Annotated in this window: 15 protein-coding genes; 8 read left to right on the forward strand and 7 right to left on the reverse strand. The window is 73.3% G+C overall.

The genetic code is table 11. The annotated features are described in order from the left end of the window. Positions 1 to 38: 38 nt before the first annotated feature. The 5 genes from hslO to BKE38_RS21515 form a co-directional block, all read right to left on the reverse strand. A complete protein-coding gene (hslO, locus tag BKE38_RS21495; protein ID WP_076959288.1) occupies positions 39 to 998 on the reverse strand; it encodes an Hsp33 family molecular chaperone HslO in 960 nt (319 codons plus the stop codon). Positions 999 to 1107: 109 nt separating this feature from the next. After that, entirely contained in the window at positions 1108 to 2286 is a 1179-nt protein-coding gene (gene ubiM, locus BKE38_RS21500; RefSeq protein WP_076959289.1) for a 5-demethoxyubiquinol-8 5-hydroxylase UbiM, read from the reverse strand. An 85-nt stretch (positions 2287 to 2371) separates the two neighbouring features. Further along, positions 2372 to 4072 carry a methyl-accepting chemotaxis protein gene (locus BKE38_RS21505; protein WP_076959290.1) on the reverse strand — a complete coding sequence of 567 codons (1701 nt, stop codon included), beginning with the start codon at positions 4070 to 4072 and terminating at the stop codon, positions 2372 to 2374. A 344-nt stretch (positions 4073 to 4416) separates the two neighbouring features. Then, positions 4417 to 5388, reverse strand: coding sequence for an ornithine carbamoyltransferase (gene argF / locus BKE38_RS21510; RefSeq protein ID WP_076959291.1), 972 nt, complete (start codon positions 5386 to 5388; stop codon positions 4417 to 4419). Further along, on the reverse strand, positions 5385 to 6581 hold the full coding sequence (locus BKE38_RS21515) for an aspartate aminotransferase family protein (protein WP_207553635.1): 1197 nt from the start codon (positions 6579 to 6581) through the stop codon (positions 5385 to 5387). The genes argF and BKE38_RS21515 overlap by 4 nt, the downstream gene beginning before the upstream one ends. Positions 6582 to 6796: 215 nt before the next feature. Here BKE38_RS21515 and BKE38_RS21520 point away from each other — a divergent pair, with 215 nt between their 5' ends. The 4 genes from BKE38_RS21520 to BKE38_RS21535 all read left to right on the forward strand — a co-directional run bounded on the left by BKE38_RS21520 (position 6797) and on the right by BKE38_RS21535 (position 8955). Beyond that, positions 6797 to 7180 carry a hypothetical protein gene (locus BKE38_RS21520; RefSeq protein ID WP_131829676.1) on the forward strand — a complete coding sequence of 128 codons (384 nt, stop codon included), beginning with the start codon at positions 6797 to 6799 and terminating at the stop codon, positions 7178 to 7180. Between the two features lie 120 nt (positions 7181 to 7300). Continuing rightward, positions 7301 to 7918, forward strand: a complete 618-nt coding sequence (locus tag BKE38_RS21525) for a regulatory protein RecX (RefSeq protein ID WP_076959293.1) — start codon at positions 7301 to 7303, stop codon at positions 7916 to 7918. 7 nt (positions 7919 to 7925) lie between these two features. Then, a complete protein-coding gene (locus BKE38_RS21530) occupies positions 7926 to 8639 on the forward strand; it encodes an AzlC family ABC transporter permease (RefSeq protein ID WP_076959294.1) in 714 nt (237 codons plus the stop codon). A gap of 13 nt (positions 8640 to 8652) precedes the next feature. Next, positions 8653 to 8955: an AzlD family protein gene (locus BKE38_RS21535; protein WP_242662527.1), complete on the forward strand. Its 303-nt coding sequence runs from the start codon at positions 8653 to 8655 to the stop codon at positions 8953 to 8955. 55 nt (positions 8956 to 9010) lie between these two features. Here BKE38_RS21535 and BKE38_RS21540 read toward each other — a convergent pair whose 3' ends face one another. Beyond that, positions 9011 to 9430 carry a zinc-ribbon domain-containing protein gene (locus tag BKE38_RS21540; protein WP_076959295.1) on the reverse strand — a complete coding sequence of 140 codons (420 nt, stop codon included), beginning with the start codon at positions 9428 to 9430 and terminating at the stop codon, positions 9011 to 9013. Between the two features lie 104 nt (positions 9431 to 9534). Between BKE38_RS21540 and BKE38_RS21545 the strand changes: the two genes are divergently transcribed. The 4 genes from BKE38_RS21545 to BKE38_RS21560 are packed head-to-tail and all read left to right on the forward strand — an operon-like array spanning position 9535 to position 12436. Continuing rightward, positions 9535 to 10209, forward strand: coding sequence for a cell division ATP-binding protein FtsE (locus tag BKE38_RS21545; RefSeq protein ID WP_076959304.1), 675 nt, complete (start codon positions 9535 to 9537; stop codon positions 10207 to 10209). Continuing rightward, positions 10202 to 11065, forward strand: a complete 864-nt coding sequence (locus tag BKE38_RS21550; RefSeq protein WP_076959296.1) for a cell division protein FtsX — start codon at positions 10202 to 10204, stop codon at positions 11063 to 11065. Before BKE38_RS21545 ends, BKE38_RS21550 begins: the two co-directional genes overlap by 8 nt. After that, a complete protein-coding gene (locus BKE38_RS21555) occupies positions 11062 to 11664 on the forward strand; it encodes a YdcF family protein (protein WP_242662528.1) in 603 nt (200 codons plus the stop codon). Before BKE38_RS21550 ends, BKE38_RS21555 begins: the two co-directional genes overlap by 4 nt. 10 nt (positions 11665 to 11674) lie before the next feature. Then, positions 11675 to 12436, forward strand: coding sequence for a lysophospholipid acyltransferase family protein (locus BKE38_RS21560; protein ID WP_242662529.1), 762 nt, complete (start codon positions 11675 to 11677; stop codon positions 12434 to 12436). Positions 12437 to 12706: 270 nt separating this feature from the next. On the opposite strand, the gene BKE38_RS21565 is transcribed toward BKE38_RS21560, so the two are convergent. Beyond that, positions 12707 to 13264, reverse strand: coding sequence for a gamma-glutamylcyclotransferase (locus BKE38_RS21565; protein ID WP_076959298.1), 558 nt, complete (start codon positions 13262 to 13264; stop codon positions 12707 to 12709). Between the last annotated feature and the right edge of the window lie 142 nt (positions 13265 to 13406).

Below are 13406 nucleotides of genomic sequence, written 5' to 3' on the forward strand. Positions count from 1 at the left end.
TATCGGCCCGGTCGGCGCCTGGCTACCCCCCAGCTGGACTACCCTTCCACCGCCGGCTGCATGTCCTCGCGCTGGAAGCGGAAGCCGACATTGCAGAATTCGCAGGTCATGGTGATGACCCCGTCCTCGGCCATGTGGTCGAGGTCGTCGGTGCCGAAGCCGGCCAGCACCGAGGCCAGCTTGGCGCGCGAGCAGCGGCAGCCATAGGAGAGCGGACGCGGCCGGTCGAGCATCAGCCCCTCGGCATGGAACAGCCGGTAGAGCAGACGGTCGGGGGCCAGGGCGTCGTCCAGCATCTCCGCCTCGGTGATGGTGGAGGCCAGGGCCAGCGCCGTCTCCCAGGCATCCTGCTGCGCGGCGGCGTCGAGGTCGAGGCCGATGCCGCCGGCGCCGGCCACCCGCTCCAGGATCAGCGCCGAGGCGCGCCAGCCGGCGGGCGTCTTCGCCGCATGCAGCCAGACCCGGGCGTCGAGCTGCTCGGATGTCTCGAAATAGGCGCCGGTCATCGCCGCCAGGCTCTCGCCCTGGATGGCGACGATGCCCTGGTAGCGGTCCATCCCCGGCCCCTGGTCGCAGGTGAAGGCGAGGTAGCCCTGGCCCAGCATTGCATCCGCCGTCAGCGGCGCCTCGCCTTCGGGCAGGGCGTCGGCGCGGGCATAGCCGCGCAGCGCGCCGGCCTCGGTGCAGTCGGCCAGCAGCATGCCGACCGGGCCGTCGCCCTTGGCCTGCAGGCTGAAGCTGCCCTGGAACTTCAGCGCGGCGGCCAGGCCCGCGGTCAGCGCCAGCCCCTGGCCGAGCAGCGCCGCGACCTGCGGGGCGTAATCGTGGCGGCCGATCAGCGCGTCGGCCAGCGGGCCCAACCGCACCAGCCGCCCGCGCACCGGCTTGTTGTCCAGGTGGAAGGGGGTGACGCCGCGCGGCACCGTCAGCGACGGCACCGGCGGGCGGTCATGGTTGAGGAAGTCCGGGGTGGCGGAGGGGGAGGTCGGGTCGTTCACGCGGCAGGGGCCTGGTGCTGTGCAGGGGGGATAGATAGTGCAGCCGGGCGCGCGGTTCGATGCCCGCAGCGCGACCCTGCCCTGCCCCGCGCCTGCGGCCCCTGGCAGGTCACGTCGGGCGGGTTTCCATCAGCTGCGAGACGATGCGCTGCTGCACCGGGCGCAGGTGGTTGCCCAGCCGCAGGGCGGCGGCGCGCAGCAGCCGGGCGCCGGGACCTTCCTGGCTGAAGATCAGCGCCGTGGCGTTGGTGGCGAGGTAGAGCGGCCGCGTCGCCTGGCGGTGCCCGGCCGCGTAGCGGCGCAGCAGATGCGGCGCGCCGATGTCGCCGCCGGCGCGATGCGCCGCCAGCACCAGCTCCGCCAGCGCCGCCTGGCCGCGCAGGCCGAAGTTGAAGCCATGCGCGGTGACCGGATGCATCCCCACCGCGGCGTCGCCGATCAGCGCGGCGCGGGCGGAGCAGAAACGCTCGGCATAGACGGCGACCAGCGGATAGACGTGGCGGCTGCTGACCAGCGTCATGGCGCCCAGCCGCTGGCGGTAGCGCCGCGACAGCTCGTCCCCGAATTCTTTCTCGTCCATCGCCTCGAGCGCCGCCATCTCGTCGGGCGGCAGGGTGATGACGGCGGAGGACTCGTTGCCGTTCAGCGGCAGCATGGCGATGGTCTGGCCATAGTCGAACCATTCGGTGGCGATGCCGTCATGCGGCGCCGCGTGGCGCAGCCGGCAGACCATCATCTTCTTGCCGAAGTCGCGCGTCTCGGCGGCGATGCCCAGCGCCTCGCGGGCGCGGGAGAAGCGGCTGTCGGCGGCGACCAGCAGCCGGGCCTCGATCGTCTCGCCGGACGCCAGCGTGACGTCCGCCCCCTCCAGCTCGGTGGACAGGGAAAGAACCCTGGCGCCGGCGATCAGGGTGACGCCCGGCTTGCCCACCGCGGTGCGGTACAGCGCCCGGCGCAGGCTGTGGTTGGAGACCAGCTTGCCCAATTCGCTCTCGGCGCGGCCGCTGGTGTCGAAGCGCAGCGCATAGCCGGAGCCGCCATTCAGCACCCGCGCCTCGCGCAGCGGCGAAATGCTCGTGGCCGGAATCAGCTCCCAGGCGCCGAGCTCCTTCAGGATGGCCTGGGAATGATGCGTCAGCGCGATCTCGCGCCCGTCGAAGCCGGCCTCGGCCAGCGCCGGCTCGGGCTGCTGCTCGATGACGGCGACGGTCAGCCCGCTGCCGCCCAGCGAGGTCGCCAGGGCCAGGCCCGCCGGACCGCCGCCCACGATCGCCACATCGAACCGCATCGCGCCTGACCCTTCTGCCGCCATGACCCTCAGATGGGGTGTCTAGCGGCCGGCGGGGAGAGGAGCCAGGGCATGGAACAGAAGGTCAGGCGGCGCGCAGCCGGCTGACCACCCCGGACAGCTCCTGCTGCAGCGCCTCGCCCTGGCGGCCGACGGCGCCCGTGGCACCCCGCAGCCCTTCCAGCGCCGCGGCGGCGGCGGCGACATGCTCGGTCAGCGCCACGGTGCTCTGCGCCGCGCCCTCGGTGCCGGCGGCGGCGGCGGCGGCGTTGCGGGCGATCTCCTGGGTGGCGGCGCCCTGCTCCTCGACAGCCGAGGCGATGGCGGCGGTCACCTCGTCCATCCGGCCGACCGCGGCGGCGATGCCGCGCACCGCCTGCACCGCCTGGCTGGTGGCGCCGCGCATGGCGCCGATCTGGGTGGCGATCTCCTCGGTGGCGCGGGCGGTCTGGCTGGCCAGGGTCTTCACCTCGGAGGCGACGACGGCGAAGCCCTTGCCCGCCTCGCCCGCCCGGGCGGCTTCGATCGTGGCGTTCAGCGCCAGCAGATTGGTCTGGCCGGCGATGTCGGCGATCAGCCGCACCACGTCGCCGATCCGGTCGGCGGCGGCGGAAAGGCCGGCGACCGTCGAATCCGAGGCCTCGGCCGCGACCACCGCATCGCGGGCGACGCCGGCGCCCTCGGTCACCCGGCGGCTGATCTCGGCGATGCTGGCGGCCAGCTCCTCGGCCGCGGCGGCGACGGCGCCGACATTCTCGGTCGCACCCCGGGCGCGGTCGGCGACCACACCGGCATCGCGCTCGGCCTGGGTGGTGCCCTTCGCCAGCAGGCTGGCGGCGCCGTTCAGCCGCGCCACCTCCTCCGACAGGCCGACGGCGATGCCGCCGACGGCGCGCTCGATCTCCCCGGCCAGGCCCTGCTGCATGGCGCGGCGCTCCTCGCCGGCGCGGGCGCGGCTGGCGGCGGCCTCCTGCTCCAGGCGGCGGGCCTGGCGGCCGCCCTCGGCCAGCCGCTGCACGGCGCGGCCGATCTCGCCCAGCAGGTCGCGGCGGTCGGTGCAGGGCGGCTCCAGGTCGAGGCGGCCCTCGGCGATGGCATGCACGGCGGCGGCCAGGCCCTTCAGCGGGCGCAGCGCCAGCCGGGTCAGCAGCCAGGCGAAGACGCCGATGACCACGGCGATGCCGCCGCCCATCAGCATGCCCTGCATCTCGAGGCCCGCCAGCCGCGCCTCGACGGCGGCCAGCGGCTGGCCGACGAAGAGCAGGCCGATCACCTTGCCGGAGGCGTCGCGGATCGGCTCGTAGATGGTCTGGTGCGGCGCGCCCAGGATGGTGGCGGTGCCGCGATAGGTCTCGCCGCGGCGGAAGACGGCGTCATGCGCCGGGCCGGCCGCCAGCTTGGTGCCCACCGCGCGGCCGCCGGCGGCGGTCAGCACGTTGGTGGCGACGCGGGTGTCGCCGGCGAAGATGGTGGCGACGCCGCCGGCCACCTGCTTGACGATGTCGACCACCTCGTTGCGGTCGTTCTGCGGCGTGCCGTCCAGCAGCAGCTGGCCGTCCTGCAGCGCCCATTGCCGCCCCTGCTGCGCCAGCAGCGCCTTCATGGTGCCGAGGTTGCTCTCCAGCCGCGCCTGCGAGTCCTGCAGCGTGTCGCGGCGGACCTCGGAAACCAGCACGGCAGAGACGATCTCAGCGGCGACCAGCACGGAGCAGAGCGTCACCGCCAGAAGGCAGGTCACGACGCCCAGGCGTCGCGGGAGGGCAGCGAGCAGGCGAAACAGGGCCATCGGCGCTTTCCGGCAGGGAGTGGGGAGCAGGAGGATCGAAGGAAGCGGAGGAGCCTTTCTAATTCGTTAATCAGATCTGTTTTAATTTAGACGATCCGGATGAAGGAGGAGGAAATCCCGACGCCGATGCCGTTCCTGGCCGCATTTTTCGCGCTGCCGGGCATGTTTCGAATCATTTTTGAATCCGGGCACGGTTTACGCCACGCGAAATCATGGATTCAGCGTAATGTGCAGTGCAACAAAGCACCGTGCGTGGCGCAGGCGCCGGCACATGAAAAAGGGCGCCCGGCCGGCCGCCGGGCGCCCTGTTCTTCCACGCTTCGCCCCGCAGCCGGGGCGTCAGGTCACAGCCCGGCCAGGGCCCAGAGCAGGACGCCCTTCTGGGCGTGCAGCCGGTTCTCAGCCTCGTCGAAGACGACGCTCTGCGGCCCTTCGATCACCTCCTCGGTGATCTCCTCGCCGCGATGCGCCGGCAGGCAATGCATCACCAGCGCATCCTTCGCCGCATGCTTCAGCAGCGCGGCATTGAGCTGGTAGGGCATCAGCATGTTGTGGCGGGCGGTGGGACCGTCCTCCTTCTCGTCCGACATGCTGACCCAGGTGTCGGTCACCACGCAGTCGGCGCCCTGCACCGCGGCGACCGGATCGGCATGCAGCTCGATCGTCGCGCCCTCGCGCCGCGCCCAGTCGACCAGCTGGGCCGGCGGCGCCAGCTCCGGCGGGGTGGCCAGGCGCAGGGTGAAGTTGAAGCGCGCCGCCGCCTGGATGAAGCTCTGCGCCACGTTGTTGCCGTCGCCGGTCCAGGCCACGACCTTGCCGGCGATGGGGCCGCGATGCTCCTCGAAGGTGAGGATGTCGGCCATCAGCTGGCAGGGATGCGAGACGTCGGTCAGGCCGTTGATCACCGGCACGGTGGCGTGCTCGGCCAGGCCGCGCAGCTTGGAGACGCTGTCGGTGCGCAGCATGATGGCGTCGACATAGCGCGACAGCACGCGGGCGGTGTCGGCCACGCTCTCGCCGCGGCCCAGCTGCATCTCCCTGGCGGAGAGCACCAGCGGGTCGCCGCCCAGCTGGCGGATGCCCACCTCGAAGGAGACGCGGGTGCGGGTCGAGGGCTTCTCGAAGATGAGCGCGATGCTCTTCCCGGCCAGCGGCTTTTCGTTCAGTTCGCCCCGCTTGGTGCTGACCGCGAGGTCCAGCATGTGGCGGAGCGTCGCCGGGTCGAAATCCGACAGCTCCAGGAAGTGGCGAGGGGGCCTCAAAGCCCCCTCGCCCTTCGCGTCGATGCGGCCCGTCGGCTTCAGCGCCGCACTCATTGCGCGGCCGCCTTCACCGGCGTCAGCTTCGCCGCGGCGCGGTCCAGCATGGCCAGCGCGGCATCCACCTCGGCCTCGGTGATGATCAGCGACGGCGCCACGCGCAGCACGTTCTGGCCGGCGGCGACGGTCAGCAGGCCCTCGTCGACGGCGGCCGCCTGGAAGGCGCTGTTGGTCACCGCCGGCGTCAGCTGCAGGCCGATCAGCAGGCCGGCGCCGCGGACGCCGCTGGCGACCTCCGGGTGGCGGGCGGCCAGGGCGCCCATGCCCTGCCACAGATAGCGGGCGACGCGGTCCACCTGGTCCAGGAAGCCCGGCGCCAGGATGATGTCGAGCACCGCATTGCCGGCCGAGCAGGCCAGCGGATTGCCGCCATAGGTGGTGCCATGGGTGCCCGGCTTCAGATACTGGGCGACCTTCTCCTTCGCCAGGATGGCGCCGAGCGGGAAGCCGCCGCCGATGCCCTTGGCCGAGGACATGACGTCCGGCTCGATCCCGGCCCACTGATGCGCCCAGAGCTTGCCGGAACGGCCCATGCCGGTCTGCACCTCGTCCAGCGCCAGCAGGATGCCGTATTCGTCGCAGACGGCGCGCAGCTCGCGCAGGAAGCGCAGATCGGCCGGGCGCACGCCGCCCTCGCCCTGGATCGGCTCGATCATGATGGCCGCGGTGTTCGGGCCGATGGCGTCGCGCACCGCGTTCATGTTGCCGAAGGGCACGTGGTCGAAGCCCTCGACCGGCGGGCCGAAGCCCTCCAGGTACTTGGCGTTGCCGGTGGCGGCCAGCGTCGCCAGGGTGCGGCCGTGGAAAGCGCCCTCGAAGCAGACGAAGCGGAAGCGCTCGGGATGGCCGTTCTCGGCATGGTACTTGCGGACGGCCTTCATCATGCCTTCGTTCGCCTCGGCGCCCGAATTGCAGAAGAAGACGCTGTCGGCGAAGGAGCTCTCGACCAGTCGCGCCGCCAGCTTCTCGGCCTGCGGCACGCGGTAGAGGTTGGAGACGTGCATCACGCGGGCCGCCTGCTCGGCGACCGTCTTGACCAGGTGCGGATGCGCGTGGCCGATGCTGGTGGTGGCGATGCCCGACCCGAAATCCAGCATTCGTCGCCCGTCCGTCGTCCACAGCCAGGCGCCCTCGCCCCGCTCGAAAGCGAGGTCGGCACGGTTGTAGGTCGGCATCAGGGCGGGGATCACGCTTATCGCTCTCCGGAGTTCCGCGGGGCCTCGCCCGCGGGGGCTTCCCGCAGGCCGCACGCCGATCGCGCGGTTGCCGCGGAAACGGAAAGTCTGCCGCAATCCGCGCCCCCGGTCAAAGGCGGGCGCCGCATTTTCCGAAACTCCGTTCTTGCCGCGTCGTTAATCAGGCCAGCGGCGCCCGACGGCGCCCCCCGAGAACAGGAGGAATGCAGATGCGGAACTCGATGCTGGCTCTGACGGCGGCGGCTCTGATCGGCCTGTCCAGCGCGGCGATGGCGCAGGGGACCGGCGGCACCGGTGGCAGCTCCGGCAGCGGCACCGGCCCCGGCCCGGCCGCCGGCGAGCGCACCCCCGGCAGCAGCATGGGCTCCACCCCGCCGGCGATCGGCCCGAACGGCGCCAACCCGGCCACCACCGGCAACCCGACCGGCACGCCGGTCCCGGGCGCGGCGCAGAGCGGCAATCCGGGCATCGACCGCCCGCGCGCGCCGGAAGCCACCACCCAGGGCCCCGCGGGCGCCAACCCGCCGGTCACCGGCCAGAGCCAGAGCACGCCGACCCCGGGCCCGGCCCAGAGCGGCAGCCCGCGCCCGTAACCGTCTTTTCGCTTCCCCAAGCCTCTCCACCTCGCGCCGCCCCGGGACCTGGTTCCCGGGGCGCTTTTTTATGCGCGGCCTCCTGACCGCCGCGCGGCCGCGTGGCAAAAGCCCCCTGTCATGGAAAAACGCCAGGAAAGACGCCAGGAGAGACGCGGACCCGTCCCGGCCGGCCGCGCGCCCGACGCGACCCGGCTGCGCGAGGCGGCGCTGAAGCACCTGGCGCGCTTCGCGGCGACCGAGCTCGGCCTGGCCCGCGTGCTGGCGCGGCGCGTCGACCGCTGGGCCCGCCGCGCCGAGGCGGAAGGCCAGGACAGCGAGATGATCGCCGCCGCCATCGTCCAGGCCCGCGCCGACATCGCCGAGATCGCGCAGAAGCTGACCGCGATCGGCGTGGTGGACGACGCCGCCTTCGCCGCCAGCCGCGCCCGCCGGCTGAACCAGGCCGGCCGCTCGCAGCGCGCCATCCGTGCGCATCTGGCGGCGCGCGGCGTCGCCCCGGGCACCGCCGACAGCGTTCTGGAGGAAGCTCCGCTCGACGAGCTCGCCGCCGCGCTCGGGCAGTTGAAGCGCCGCCGCGCCGGTCCCTTCGCCGCCGAGCCGCCCGACCTCGCCGCCCGGATGAAGGCGATGGGCGCCCTGGCGCGCGCCGGCTTCAGCCAGGACATCGCCGGCCGCGCCCTCGACATGGATCGCGACGAGGCCGAGGACCGGCTGATCGCCGCCCGCCGTGGCTGAGCCCCCGATGAGCGACGCCGCGCCGCGCCACCCGGTGGTCTTCACCCGCGTCGGCATCTGGCGCGGCGCCCGCGTGGCGCTGCCGCTGTGGATCGGCATGCTGCCCTTCGGCCTGGTGGTCGGCGTCATCTCCGCCGGCAAGGGCCTCAGCCTGCTCGAGACGCTGCTGATGTCGGGCATCGTCTATGCCGGCGCCGCCCAGTTGCTGGCGCTGGAGATGTGGACCGACCCGACGCCGGTGCTGGCCGTGATCCTGGCCGCCGGCGTGGTCAATATCCGCATGGCGCCGATGGGGGCCGCGCTGTCGCCCTGGCTCGACAAGCTGCGCGGCTGGCAGCTCTGGGGGTCGCTGGCGACGCTGGTCGACCATTCCTTCGCCCTGTCGATGGCCGAGCAGCGGGCCGGCGGCCGCGATGCCGGCTTCCTGCTGGGGATGGGGCTGTCGCTCTGGGTGGCCTGGATGGCGGCCTCGGCGGCGGGGCATGTCCTGGGCGGCGCGGTGCAGCTGCCGGCGGGGCATCCGCTGTATTTCGGCGGGATCGCCGCCTTCTCCGCCCTGCTGGTGCCGCTGTGGCGCGGGCCGGGGCGCGACCTGGCGCCCTGGGCCCTGGCGGGCGCCGTCGCGCTGGCGGCGCAGCATCTGGGCGTGGCCCCGCCGCTGCCGCTGCTGGCCGGCGCGCTGTCGGGGGCGGCGCTGGCCGCCTGGCGCGAGACGCGATGATGATGGTGCCCCGATGATCCTGCGATGGGACGTGCTGGCGGCGATCATCGGCATGGCGCTGGTGACCTATCTGTGCCGCGCCGGCGGCTATGCGGTGTTGCGCGCCGTGCGCCCGCCGCCGTTCATCGACGCCATGCTGCGCAACCTGCCGGGACCGATCTTCGTCGCCTATGTCAGCCTGGCGCTGGACCGCATCGGCCCGGCGGGCGTCTTCGGCACGGCGGCGGTGATCCTGGTGCAGTGGAAGACGAAGAACCTCAGCGTCTCGATCCTGGCCGGGGTCGGCGCGGTGTGGCTGTGGCAGGCGATGGTCTGAGGCGTCCCGCCTCCGACCTCGGAGCGCCAAGCTTGCAGCACCCGGCTGACGCCGTTCAGCCGGCCAGCCCGGAGATCCATCCGAAGAGCCGCGCCGACGGCGGCCAGGCCGAGACCACGTCCAGCCGGTAGTGCCACAGCGCGAAGCCGGCGCCGCCGACCGCCAGGAGGGAGGCGATCCAGGCCAGGACCACCGGTGCGCGGGAGCGGCGGGGCGGCGGCGGGATGACGGCGGGCAGGTGCTCTTCGACCCGCGCGGACGCCGGCGGGAGGCGCGGGGCCTCCGTGCGCAGCGGCAGGCCCTCGGCTTCCATCGATGCCTCTGCCGGGACGCCCGCCGCAGTCGCGACGGGCGCGGCCGCCGGGCGCGGCACCCAGGCATGGGCGCAGCGCACGCAGCGCACCTCGCGGCCGAGCGCCACCAGGGCTTCCGGCACGTCATAGGCGGCGGCACAATCCGGGCATTCGATGCGCATGCGGCGCCTATGCCGGGGCCGCGGCCAGGCCGCAAGCCCCGGCTGCAACTGTTCGTCAACCAAGGCGGGTGGCGGGCCGCCGCCGGGCGTGGCATTTCCTGGCCATGGTGCGCTTCACCGCGGTCGGACTGCGCTATCCCTCCCCCGACGGGCGGGCGGGACCCGAGGCCTTGTCCGACCTGACCTTCACCCTGCCCGAGGGCAGCTTCACCTGGCTGCTGGGCGCCTCGGGCGCCGGCAAGTCCTCGGTGCTGCGCCTGATGCATCTGGCGCAGCTGCCGACGCGCGGCGACCTGGAGGTGCTCGACACCCTGGTCCGGCCGGAGCGGCGCGCGGCGCTGCCGGCGCTGCGCCGGCGCATCGGCGTGGTCTTCCAGGATTTCCGGCTGCTGCCCTACCTGTCCGCCTTCGACAACGTCGCGCTGCCGCTGCGCCTGGCGGGGCGGTCGGAATCCAGCCTGCGGCCGGACGTGACGGAAATGCTGCGCTGGGTCGGGCTGCAGGGCAAAGAACTGTCGCTGCCGCAGCAGCTGTCGGGCGGCGAGCAGCAGCGCGTCGCCATCGCCCGCGCCGTGGTCACCCGCCCGGCTTTGCTGGTCGCCGACGAGCCCACCGGCAACCTCGATTCGCTGCAGGCCCGACGCCTGCTGGCGCTGCTGACGCAGATGAACCGGCTGGGCACCACGGTGGTCGTCGCCACCCACAGCGAGGAGCTGGTGGCGCAGTTCCCCGCGCCCTCGCTGGTGCTGGATGGCGGCCGGGTGGTGCATCATGGCTGAGCGCCGCAGCCGCTACGCCCGCGATCCGCTCGGCCTCAAGCGCGCGCTGTCCGACCGGCTGCTGCCGGGCCTGGTCGCCGCCATGGCGCTGCTGGCCGCGATCGCGCTCGCCGGCAGCCGCGGCGCCGAGGCGCTGAAGGACCGCTGGCAGCATGGCGCGGCCGCCGCCGTCACCGTGCAGCTGCCGCCCGAGCAGGCCGGCCAGATGGACCGCGCGCTGGAGGTGCTGCGCGCCATGCCGGAGGTCGCCAGCGCCGTGCCGGTCGATTCCGACCGCATGCGGCAGCTGCTGCGCCCCTGGCTGGGCGAGGTGCCCTCCCTCCCTTTGCCCGCGGTGCTGGAGCTGCGGCTGAAGAACCTGGCCCTGGACCCCGCGCCGATCGCCGAGCGCCTGGCCGGGGCCGTTCCCGGCGCCGAGCTGGAATCGCACGGCATCTGGGTGGCGCGGCTGGCGGCGCTGGCCCGCAGCGTGCAGGGCGTGGCGCTGGCGGTCCTCGCGCTCGTCGCCGGCGTCGCGGTCGCGGTGGTGGCGGTGGCGACGCGGGCCGGCGTCGCCTCCCGCCGCCAGGCGATCGAGATCCTGCACGACCTGGGCGCGACCCAGGGCGACATCGCCGGCCGCTTCGCCCGGCGCATCGGCCTGCTGGCCGCCGGCGGCGCGCTGGCCGGCGCGGCCATCGCCGTCCCCACGCTGGCCGCCCTGTCGAACCTGGCAGCCCCTCTCGCGGGCGGCGAGGTGCAGCCCTGGACCGCGCTGCCCTGGCTGGATCTCGCGCTGCTGCCGCCGGTCGCCGGCCTGATCGGCTGGGCCACCGCCCAGCTCAGCGTCCGCCGCTGGCTGAAGCGCCTGCCGTGAGCCCGCTTCCCGACGGCAGCCGCCAGGGCCTGTGGAGCCGGCTGTGGATCGCCCCTGTCCTGGCCGCCATGCTGCTGGCCGGCGGCTTCGCGCTCTTCGCCGGGCTCAGCCGGGCGCAGCCGGAGCGGCCGCTGCGCCCGACCGACGGCATCGCCGTGCTGACCGGCGGGCCGCAGCGGGTCGAGGCCGGGCTGCGCCTGCTGCAGGAGGGCGAGGGCCGCTGGCTGATCATCTCCGGCGTCGGCCGCGACGCGCCGCTCGACCAGCTGATGCGCCATGCCGGGCTCGACCCCCAGGCGACCGAGATCGAGACGCGGATCACCGTCGGCCGCCAGGCCACCAGCACCCGCGGCAACGGGGCAGAGGTTGCGGAATGGGTCCAGGCGCGGCAGATCGCCTCGCTGCGCGTCGTCACCGCCGCCTTCCACATGCCCCGCGCCCTGCTGGAGCTGCGCCGCACCCTGCCCGGGGTCGAGCTGGTGCCGCATCCGGTGCAGGCCAGCGGCGCGCGCCCCGGCCTGCTGATGCGCGAATATGGAAAGCTGGTGGGGGCGATGCTCGGCCTGTCCGCCCTGAAGCCGGAGAAACCGCCGTCGTGAGTGCCCCCCGTTGCTGACGTCCCTGCGCTCGGCGCTGTTCAACCTGCTGTTCCTGGTGCTGACCGCGGCCACCTGCATCTTCGGCCTGGCGCTGCTGGCCCTGCCGCGCCAGGTGATGCGCCGCTACGTCCAGGGCTGGGCACGGCTGATGATGTGGCTGCTCAAGCATGTCTGCGGCATCGGGCTGATCGTCACCGGGCGCGAGCACCTGCCGCCCGGCCCCGCCGTCATCGCCGCCAAGCACCAGTCGGCCTATGACACCGTGGTCTGGCTGGCGATCCTGCCCGACCCGATCTACGTGCTGAAGCAGGAGCTGCTGAAGATCCCGGCCTGGGGGAAGCTGGCGCGCCACTACGGCTCGGTCGCCGTCGACCGCAAGGGCGGCGCCTCGGCGCTGAAGCGGATGGTCCGCGAATCCGCAGCCCTCCTGACCCAGGGCCACCAGGTGGTGATCTTCCCCGAGGGCACCCGCACCCTGCCCGGCCACCGCGTGCCCTACCAGCCGGGGATCGTCGCCCTGGCCGCCGCCAGCCCGGCCCCGGTGGTGCCGGTGGCGACCGACAGCGGGCTGCATTGGGGGCGGGGCGCCATGGCCCGCAAGCTGCCCGGGCCGATCACCCTGGCCTTCCTGCCGCCGCTGCCCCGTGGCCTGCCGCGCGCCGCCCTGCTGGCACAGCTCGAGGCGGCGATCGAGACCGAAACCGACCGCCTGGTCCGCGCTGGCGGCGGACCTGCCGTGCAGCCGCCACTTGTGGATAATTCTGTGGGATAACCGGTCCCTGGCAGGACCCACGGCTTCCAACGCCGGTCTGCAAGCCTCTGCCAGGGCTCGATTTTCGCCTCATGGCAGGCCGCCGGGAGGCTTGTTCCCTGGCAGAAATACTTCATAAGCGCCTGGAAACATTGCAATCTTAAAATCAGGACGCCACAGCCAGCGGATGGGGCTTGCCTGTGACATGGCCTTCTGACTCGCCCCTGTGGACAACTCTGCGGAAAACCTGCGCAGCGCCTTCTGCGAGGCCGCGCGAATCGGCGCCTCGCCTTAATCGGGCGGCAACAAAGCGGCGATCCGGTCCAGCCCGGCATCGCGCACCCCCAGGCTCCGCAGCTCGGCCACCGTGTTCAGCAGATAGTCCCGGTTGGCCCCGCTCAGCCCCACCCCGGCGGCGATGGCCGCCGCCGCCGCCTCCGGCGCCAGCGCGCGGCAGTAGGAATCCAGGCCGCGCACCGCGACGAAAGTCACCGCCCGCTTGAACTCCCCGCCGGGGAGCAGCCGCGCCGTCACCATCCGCCGCTCATAGACCCCGCCGATCATCTCCCGCGCGTCCAGATAGGCCAGCGCGGCGGCCGCATCCGCCGGCTCCACCCGGAACAGCACGCCGCGGCAGGCGCCGCCGCGGTCCAGCCCCAGCACCAGCCCGGGGCGCTCCGGCGTGCCGCGGTGATGCGTCGACCAGATGCAGAAGCGCCGGTGGAAGCCGCGCAGCAGGGCGGGCAGCATCGCCGCATGCGGGAAGCCCGGCTTCCAGATCAGCGAGCCATAGCCGAAGACATAGAGAAACCCGTCCGCATCCAGCAGCGGCGCGACAGCCTGGTCCATGCCCCACCCCTACACCGCCGCGCGCCCCGCGTCTGCCGGAGGGGCCTCGGCGCAGCCATGCGGCGCGCGCTCTGCTTGCCGTTCAGGTGAGCAGCCTCGCCGCCGCCCCGGTCTCTGATACACATCTCCGAGCCCACGAGAA

This window comes from Teichococcus deserti, assembly GCF_001982615.1.
In the GTDB taxonomy this organism is placed as follows: domain Bacteria; phylum Pseudomonadota; class Alphaproteobacteria; order Acetobacterales; family Acetobacteraceae; genus Pseudoroseomonas; species Pseudoroseomonas deserti.